The 8012-nt window shown below is 53.0% G+C and carries 5 protein-coding genes and 2 pseudogenes; all 7 read right to left on the bottom strand.

Annotation, left to right across the window (positions count from 1 at the left end):
• Positions 1-771: pseudogene (locus tag NH344_RS15770) on the bottom strand (IS630 family transposase); the annotation flags it as partial.
• 337 nt (positions 772-1108) lie between these two features.
• Positions 1109-2197 (bottom strand): NAD(P)-dependent alcohol dehydrogenase, encoded by a 1089-nt coding sequence (locus tag NH344_RS15765; RefSeq protein WP_253028117.1) that lies wholly within the window; start codon positions 2195-2197, stop codon positions 1109-1111.
• Positions 2198-2247: 50 nt separating this feature from the next.
• A pseudogene (locus NH344_RS15760) lies at positions 2248-3155 on the bottom strand (transporter).
• Positions 3156-3247: 92 nt separating this feature from the next.
• Positions 3248-4714: an aldehyde dehydrogenase family protein gene (locus NH344_RS15755; RefSeq protein WP_035562965.1), complete on the bottom strand. Its 1467-nt coding sequence runs from the start codon at positions 4712-4714 to the stop codon at positions 3248-3250.
• 51 nt (positions 4715-4765) lie between these two features.
• Positions 4766-5770 (bottom strand): MBL fold metallo-hydrolase, encoded by a 1005-nt coding sequence (locus tag NH344_RS15750; RefSeq protein ID WP_253028116.1) that lies wholly within the window; start codon positions 5768-5770, stop codon positions 4766-4768.
• A gap of 120 nt (positions 5771-5890) precedes the next feature.
• Positions 5891-7441: an FAD-binding oxidoreductase gene (locus tag NH344_RS15745; protein WP_253028115.1), complete on the bottom strand. Its 1551-nt coding sequence runs from the start codon at positions 7439-7441 to the stop codon at positions 5891-5893.
• Positions 7442-7472: 31 nt separating this feature from the next.
• Positions 7473-8009: a hypothetical protein gene (locus NH344_RS15740; protein ID WP_253028114.1), complete on the bottom strand. Its 537-nt coding sequence runs from the start codon at positions 8007-8009 to the stop codon at positions 7473-7475.
• Between the last annotated feature and the right edge of the window lie 3 nt (positions 8010-8012).

Raw genomic sequence — 8012 nt, 5'->3', positions numbered from 1 at the left:
TCGAGCACCACAACGGCGAAGGTGTCTGGATCCTTCTGGATCACAAACTGGTCAAACGCTTCTATGACCGTTTCCGTGGTCACTGTCTCGGTTGTCGTGTGATAGACCAGTTTTCCGGCTCGGCTTAGGAAGCCCAGCACGTTTAGCCTTCGGCTGCGGGAGTAGGCAGTGACTTCCCAGGGCTTGCCGATAGGGCTCCACGCATACGGCACCGACGACGCTTGTGAAAAACCTGATTCATCAAAGTAATAGAGCTCGTGCTCGCCTTGGTCCTCTCGCTCGTGAAGCGCTTTCATCAAGCCTTGCGTTTTGCGAAAGTCCGTTTCGTCACGCTGGGTCTTGAGTGAATGCCGAATGCGCTTGAAGCTATGGCCATTTTTTTTTCAACGCCCGGCGCAGTGTCACCGTGGCGACAGACTTGCCAGTCTCTTCTTGAAAGCGAGCCTGTAAGGCGCGAATCTGATGGGGATGCTCGGCTACCAACGCTTGCAGTCGCTTGTGATCGTGTTCATCGAGGGCGGGTGTTCGTCCACTACGCGGTTTGTCGGTGAGACCATCAAAACCGGACACTTCCCATTGCTTGAACCATCGTGATACGGCATCGCGGCGAACCTGAAGTATCTCACTGATTTGGGTAATAGTATGGCCTTGGTCACTCAGTAGAATGGCATGCGCCCGACGACGGAGAGCGCGCTTCTCGCCATGGTGATAGGCGGAGGTCAGCGTCTGTTGTTCAGGTTCAGTGAGAGGGGCAACGAAGCGTTTTTCCATGGTTCTGTCCGTGTCAGAAATCCTGGCATGGATATTACACGAAAACTTTAGATCAGGTACTTAGCACGACAGCACAGATGTCGTGCTATAGGGGGGCTTCTAACCCAATTCAATACATAGAGTCTGAGCAGATTAGTCGCCAGCGACTAATCCGCATATTGATCAAAAACCATATATCCTGATGCAATAATGCAACGCCCTCATCGTCACCCGTATAGCAGAGCCAAGCCCTTGACCTCGAATACATGGCCTCCGACTGTAGCTGCTAGCGTTACTCTTCTCTTTCAAAGATTTATATAATTATCGGTGCCGAATTCACCCATTAGTCTCTACATATTTAGCCGATCTTTAGTACCGGCTTGACGGTAGTGCCATTTTTGGAGTCTTCGAAGGCTTGGTTAATCTGATCCGCTGGGTAGAGCGTGACCAGCTTATCGAAAGGAAAGCGACCTTCTTTGTAATAGGCAACCAACTGAGGGATGAACACCCGTGGTACCGAATCGCCCTCAATCACACCAATCAGGGACTTTCCTTCCGCCATCAAGTCGTGGTGAACATCTAACGTAACCTCTGGGGTGACACCGACAATTGCCGAGACACCTAAAGGACGCAGAGCCTGTAGTGACTGACGTACCACGAGTGGCACACCGGTTGTTTCCACAGCGTACTCACTGCCATTACCGGTAATCTCTCGCACGCGCTCAATAGTTTGTTCCTGCTTGCCATTAACGGTGTGAGTTGCGCCCAGTTCGCGAGCGAGCGCCAAGCGACTTTCGTTTACGTCCACCGCAATGATGCGCTGACAGCCAATGATCTTAGCTGCCATGACCGCGGAAAGGCCCACCGCGCCACAGCCATACACCACAATCGAGCTACCAAATTCAGGTTTCAGACGGTTAAGCACTGTCCCCGCCCCCGTCTGAATACCGCAACCCAATGGGCCGAGCATCGCTAACTCGACCTCCCGATCGACCTTCACTGCGTTACGCGCGCTTACCACGGCGTGGGTAGCAAACGAAGATTGGCCGAAGAAAGTTGCCAGTGCCTCGTTATCCCGCTGCAGCCGATGGCTGCCATCGTCCATGGCACCCCCGAAATTGAGTTCGTTGAATGTACCGCAAACGGTTGGATGCCCGGTCAAACAGTGATCACACTCTCCACAGTGTGCAAACGACAGCACCACATGGTCGCCAATTTCCAGACCCGTCACACCTGCACCGAGCGCCTCGACGACGCCAGCTCCTTCGTGCCCCAGCACAATAGGAAACGGCGCAATCCCCAAGTCACGGGCCACCGCATCAGTGTGACACACGCCAGTCGCAACGATACGTACGCGGATCTCGCCGTTAGCCGGGTCAGTCAAGTCCACGTTTTGCCACTGAAAATCGTCACCCTGCTTTACCGTAACCGCTGCTTTAATTTGCATGACTCTTCTCCCTTCGTGCTCCCGCCCGAAATGAACGGGAGCAGCTCAAATCAAAAAAACTTAGTCAACTGTAGGCGGAGAGTATTCCCATCGCTCTCCAAACCTTTTAGACCACCGGCCTGCGTGTCGTACTCATGATAATAGGCCCCTTTGAGTATCACACCGGCGGTGGCCCACAGATAGCCTGCTTCAGCCCCAATTGCATGGCGCTCCGCCTTGTCTGTGGTTGGCGCCTCCTCATCGGCTTCTAGTTGCCAGGCGTTATAGCCGACCAAGCCCAGCTCAAGACCGTTGTTCAAACGATGGCCGAGCCCCACTCCACCAGCCAACTGTCTCCGGGAGTGACGCCGGTATCGTCTTGTTTGGTCTTGATCTCATATCGCGACAGGGCCGAGATGTTCCAACGTTTCTCCTCGTCAAAGTGCCACATGCCGCCCAAGGTAAGCATGGTAGTGCCGTATCCTTTGCCCACCGAAGCTGGGTTATCGGCATCAAAGTCAGCAGTGTCGAACCAGTGGCCGCCAGCGAAGGTAATATCCCATTGGGAACCGTGCCAACCGAGAATTATTGGGCCGACAAATAGATCACCGATGCCGTCATCGTCGAAGCGGCTCCCCCCGGCAACATCCAGATCAAACTCGATATCCAGCATGGGAATAATCGTCTCCATGCCGTAATCGGCACCTAGAACCGTCTTATCTGTCATCCATATAAATCGGTGGGCTAGTGCGCTGACCGTGCCGCTATTGTTCCCCGGCACGGATGAGCCGGAACCGTCATTGAAGCTGTCGACCTCATAATGAACCAGGTAGCCTCGATAATAGAGTCCTTGGGGCGGTGCCGCCGCTGCGCCCAAGCCCTCGATGCCGAGTGAGTAGTGGCCGTTAACGGCTAGTGCCGAAGACGCTGCGGCACTAGCACTGAGTGCCGCCAGGAAGATGGAGGTCGTTTTTTTCATGGCTTGTTGTCTCTTTTATCAGCCAACGAGTCACCCTCCCGAGTCGGGTGACAAGCGTTGTTATACGGGTAAAAGGGGTGTCTTCTGGGGAGTTAAAAAGGATAACGGCGCGGCGTTTGCTGCACGCTGATCCAGTGGTCGGTAGTAAACTCCTCGATTGCCCAATCACCATTGAAACGACCAAGGCCCGAGTTCTTCTCACCACCGAAGGGCACATGAGCCTCATCGTTAACTGGCATATCGTTGATATGAGTCATGCCTGCCTTGATGCCCTGGGCAAAGCGCATTCCGCGCTCGATATCACCACTGAAAACGCTGCTGGAGAGGCCGTACTCAGTGCCATTAGCCAGTTCTAGTGCGTGAGCCTCGTCCCGGGCTTTCTGAATACCGACCAACGGACCGAAGATCTCCTCACGACTGATTTCCATATCCGGGGTGACATCACTGAATACATGCGGTGGGATCAACTGGCCATTAATCTCGCCCTCTACCAAAACGGTAGCGCCTTCACGCTTGGCAGTAGCAATCTTCTCTTCCAGCCCTTCACGCTGCTTGACGTTGATAACAGGCCCAACGACCGTAGCCATATCGTTGGGATCACCCACTTGCAGTCCTTTCACCTTGGTGACAAAGCGCTCGACAAAGTCGTCATAGACGCTTTCATCAACGATGATGCGGTTGACCGCCATGCAGATTTGTCCTTGGTGGAGAAATTTACCCATCGCCGCGGCGTTAACTGCCTGATCAAGGTCTGCGTCATCCAACACTACGAAGGGGCTATTGCCACCAAGCTCCAGCGCCACCTTCTTAATATGTTCACCGCCGCTGGCGATTCGCCCGATACCGCGGCCTACCTGGGTCGAGCCCGTGAAAGAGATCATACGGGGTACGCGGTGTTCGACGAAAGCATCCCCGATTTCGCTGCCAGCACCGACCACCACACTGAGTAGGCCGGCGGGCAGACCAGCCTCCTCGAAGATCTTCGCTAGCAGTAGTCCGCCAGTAACCGGCGTATCGCTAGCTGGCTTAACCACTACCGCATTGCCCAGCGCCAGCGCGGGGGCGATGGAACGCTGAGAAAGATGTAACGGAAAATTCCATGGGCTGATAACCCCCACCACGCCAAGAGGCTTGCGGTAGATACGGTTTTCCTTACCTGGCACGTTGGAGGACATCGTCATACCGTGGACACGCCCCGGCATACTGGCAGCTTCTCGGGAGATACCGCGAGCCGCCCCCCACTCAATGTTTGCTTTTAGACGTGTGCTGCCTGATTCACGAATCAACCAGTCAATAATTTCTTCTTTACGCGCATCGAAGATCGCTACCACACGCTGCAATAACTCAGCTCGCTCAGCAGGTGGCGTCGCCGCCCACTCGGTTTGGGCTTGTTCTGCCGTCGTGAATGCGGCATCCAAATCATCGCGATTGGCTAAGCGCGTCGTCAGCAGTACGCGGTTATCGTAAGGGTTGAGAACTTCGGTGGTACGCTCGCTACTGCCCTCGCGCCATTTACCACCGATTAGCTGAAGATAAAAATCGCTATAAGTGCCGCTCATTTTGTTGCTCCTTTGAATGCTCAGAGTCGTTACTACTGGTCGCAACCAACCTCATTTATAGATATCGAGATCTTCGGAAAGCACGAATTCCCCATCGTAATAATTGGCCATTTCATTGGTCAGCTGTTCGTCGCTCTGGCCAAAAAATAATGGGTGATTCATTACTAGTAACTCGGGGGCTATATGGCGACCTATCTCGGCTAGCTGTTGCGTACTGGTATGAGCGTGGTACAGATAGTTTTGCCAATCTTGCGGGAGCTGACTTACGCCTTGCTCACTCATCACTTCATGAATCAAAATATCGGCACCATCGAAGTACTGGTAAAGCTCCTCTTCATGCCGAGTATCTCCACTGATCACCACCGTTTTTTCGGGTGTTTCCACGCGATAGCCAAAGGCCATGCCATCTGCCCAACTTCCGTGATGAACGTTAAAGGCGGTAATGGTCACCTTGTCATCTTGGTGCACGACCTGAGTGTCGCTGATCTCACTCACTTCAACTGTGAAACCATCTTCGCTAGCAGGTTGGGTACCGTGCAGCCGATGTTCGATATCGTCCAAATACGCTTCAAGAATATTTGTGGTCATCGCCTTCGTACCCTGGGGACCAACTACCTTCAGCGGTTCGCTACGGCCCATAATCCATGGACGAAGCATCAGCTCGGGCATACCCATCACATGGTCAGAGTCGAGGTGGGTGAGAAACACCTTGTTCATCGCTCCGTAAACCGAATTGTTGTCGAAGTAGATATCCTCAGGCATGAAGTCCTCACCGGAAAGGGCATCGAAGTTCCTCACGAAGCCTGGACCGGCATCAAACAGATACATCTCCTTATCCACCACAATGAGTATCGATTGGCCTGCCCGCTCATGTTTCAAAACCGGAGTTCCTGTACCGAGCATCACCACTGTCGTATTGCTTTTATCACCAGGGGCATTTGCGTTTAGGTGACTTTCATCCCCATTATTGGCTAGCGCGCCACTCAGTGCTTGGATAACCAGTAAGCCTGTCAAGGTTATGGTCATCATTGGCTTAAACTTGAAATTGGGCTTCATCTGTTCCCACCTTCTTGTATCGTTATTTTCTATGGCCCGTACCTAAAATTGAGAAAGACTCAATTCAAGCGGCGGAAGTTGATGGAACTTGGAACATAACTGGCTTCCGCGAACTCAAGTCTACTGACGGATACCCGATTTACCTGGCGATAAGATGCCATTGGGATCCAGTGCATTCTTCAGAGCGGTATGCACATTGCGCAGCGGCTCGCCGAACGTTCCGGCTACTTGCTCCATGAACTCAGTGTTAGTGCGGTAGAGGCCATAGCCCCGCTTGGCGAACTCATCAATCAACTCTGCAAAACAGTCATGAGCGCGTTGAGTCTCTTCTGGATCTTCACGGTTGTAGAGCAAATCGATGACATGGTGCATATCGCGCCAGCCGACAATGTACTCGGCTACGTAGTCAAAGCCATACTTGCCGAGAATTTTTTGAGCTAACTCAGTCTGATCCTTAGTCTCACTACCCTTGGCCTGTGACACCGGGGCAAACCACATAGAACCGCCGCCACCGCGCCAGTTGTACAGCCCAAACTCCTGCAGATTCATGTCGCCCTTCATCAACGCCGAGCGATACTCGAAGCCGCCACCACGCTGTTCGGCTTCATCGCCATACATGATTTTAGCTTTGCCGCTGGCCCCAAATGCTTGCTCGACGATATTCCAGTTGACCTCGATCTGCTCGGGTGTGCCGTAGAGCGCCGCGTAGACGTTCCACTCGCCAATGCCTTCATCTTGCTTGATCCGCTCTATGGCTTCCCTTGGTATGGATTCTTTACCATCGTAATAGTGCTTGCGTACCACATGGGTACCTGCGTCCCACAGGGTATGCACAATCACTACTGCGTTAGGAATGATTTGAGAGATACGCAGTGGTCGCAGCACATCAACGATCTCAGCGATATCTTCGGGATCCTGATACTGGATCAAGAAAGGTCGATAAGCCGGTGGTTCGGGCATCAGCCACAATCCCATCTTAGTCACGACACCATAGTTGGATTGGGTGAAGAGACCATCGATATAGGGACCATAGCCCCACTTGAATACCTGCCATGAACTGGAATTCTCAATTCCGCCCATGCCGGTGCGAATCATCTCACCATTGGCCAGCACCACTTCCATGCCGCACTGAAACATGAAGTGCTCGCCGTAAGGGGTGTAGCCCACACCACGATCAAGGGTATTGCCAACTGGCCCAGCAATCGCCGACGGTGCGGGCGGATCTAACCAAAGCTTGTAGCCTTTCTCTTGGATATAGTCGTAGAGCTGCTGGTACGTGACGCCGGGTTCGATCAGCGCTGTACAGACCTCAGGATCCACACTGAGAATACGATTCATGCGATGAAGATCGAGAATGACTTGGCCGGTTTCGCCGGGTGCAGCTGACCCGTATCCAAGGTTTTTACCCGTAGAAATGGTCCAGATCGGTACTTTATACTCGTTGCAAATACGTACAAGTTCCTGCACCTGCTCAGCGTCATTGGGCAGCAACGCAGCCGAGGGAATATAGTCGGAAGCATCTCCAGCCATCATTATTTTGGTATAGGGTGCTAGCTGTTCGCTCTCGGTCAGAACGCTCTCGCTTCCAATCGTTTCGCGAAATTGATTTAACGCGGCATCGAAATCGGCCTCTGCAATGCCTTTAGGCAGAATACGCTTTGTCGTGCTCATAAACGTGTCTCTCGATTATTGTGATAAAGATTCAGAGTTGGACCAGGAAGCTCAGCTCGCTGACATTCGTCGTAGTTGGCGTGCCCAAAAAATGTCGCGCATGACGATCGCGAGCTGAGGCCAACGCTAAGCGGGCATATTCACGTCCTAAAGAAGCTTGCCAACTTCCCGTTTCAATAGTCGTTGGCTCGACAATAGGCCCGCGGTGACTTAACAAATGATGCTGGTTTGACTCATGGCGCCCCAGTGCAAGAATCCGACCACGTCCGGCAAGCAGGCTCGTAAGTAGTACGATCCCCGACTCATCGGTAAAGCCGGCTGCCAGCGTTCCGCTGGGTAAGGCACTCAGCGCTAGCGGGTTAAGGCGTCCTTCATAGCGTGGTTTCAAACCTAGCTGACGGAGCCCAAGCCCTAGCTCGGTGGTCGACTTATTACTACCGTAAAGATTGATCTGGCCTTGCTGCGACACATTTGCCTGGTTCGCGGCGAAGGCACTACCTATCGATAACGGTGCGGTGGCGCCCAGTAATAAGCTATTTTTAAGTAACGCACGGCGTGTTAGCTTCATGGC

The organism is Halomonas sp. Ps84H-12 (assembly GCF_024124725.1).
Classification (GTDB): Bacteria; Pseudomonadota; Gammaproteobacteria; order Pseudomonadales; family Halomonadaceae; genus Vreelandella; species Vreelandella aquamarina.
The sequence above is the reverse complement of the archived record's forward strand: the minus strand, read 5'-3'. Positions and strand labels throughout refer to the sequence as shown.

What these genes read in the sequence shown, in the direction of transcription:
- NH344_RS15765 (WP_253028117.1), bottom strand. Translation starts at nt 2,197, where the DNA reads ATGCAAATTAAAGCAGCGGTTACGGTAAAGCAGGGTGACGATTTTCAG.
- NH344_RS15740 (WP_253028114.1), bottom strand. Translation starts at nt 8,009, where the DNA reads ATGAAGCTAACACGCCGTGCGTTACTTAAAAATAGCTTATTACTGGGC.
- NH344_RS15755 (WP_035562965.1), bottom strand. Translation starts at nt 4,714, where the DNA reads ATGAGCGGCACTTATAGCGATTTTTATCTTCAGCTAATCGGTGGTAAA.
- NH344_RS15745 (WP_253028115.1), bottom strand. Translation starts at nt 7,441, where the DNA reads ATGAGCACGACAAAGCGTATTCTGCCTAAAGGCATTGCAGAGGCCGAT.
- NH344_RS15750 (WP_253028116.1), bottom strand. Translation starts at nt 5,770, where the DNA reads ATGAAGCCCAATTTCAAGTTTAAGCCAATGATGACCATAACCTTGACA.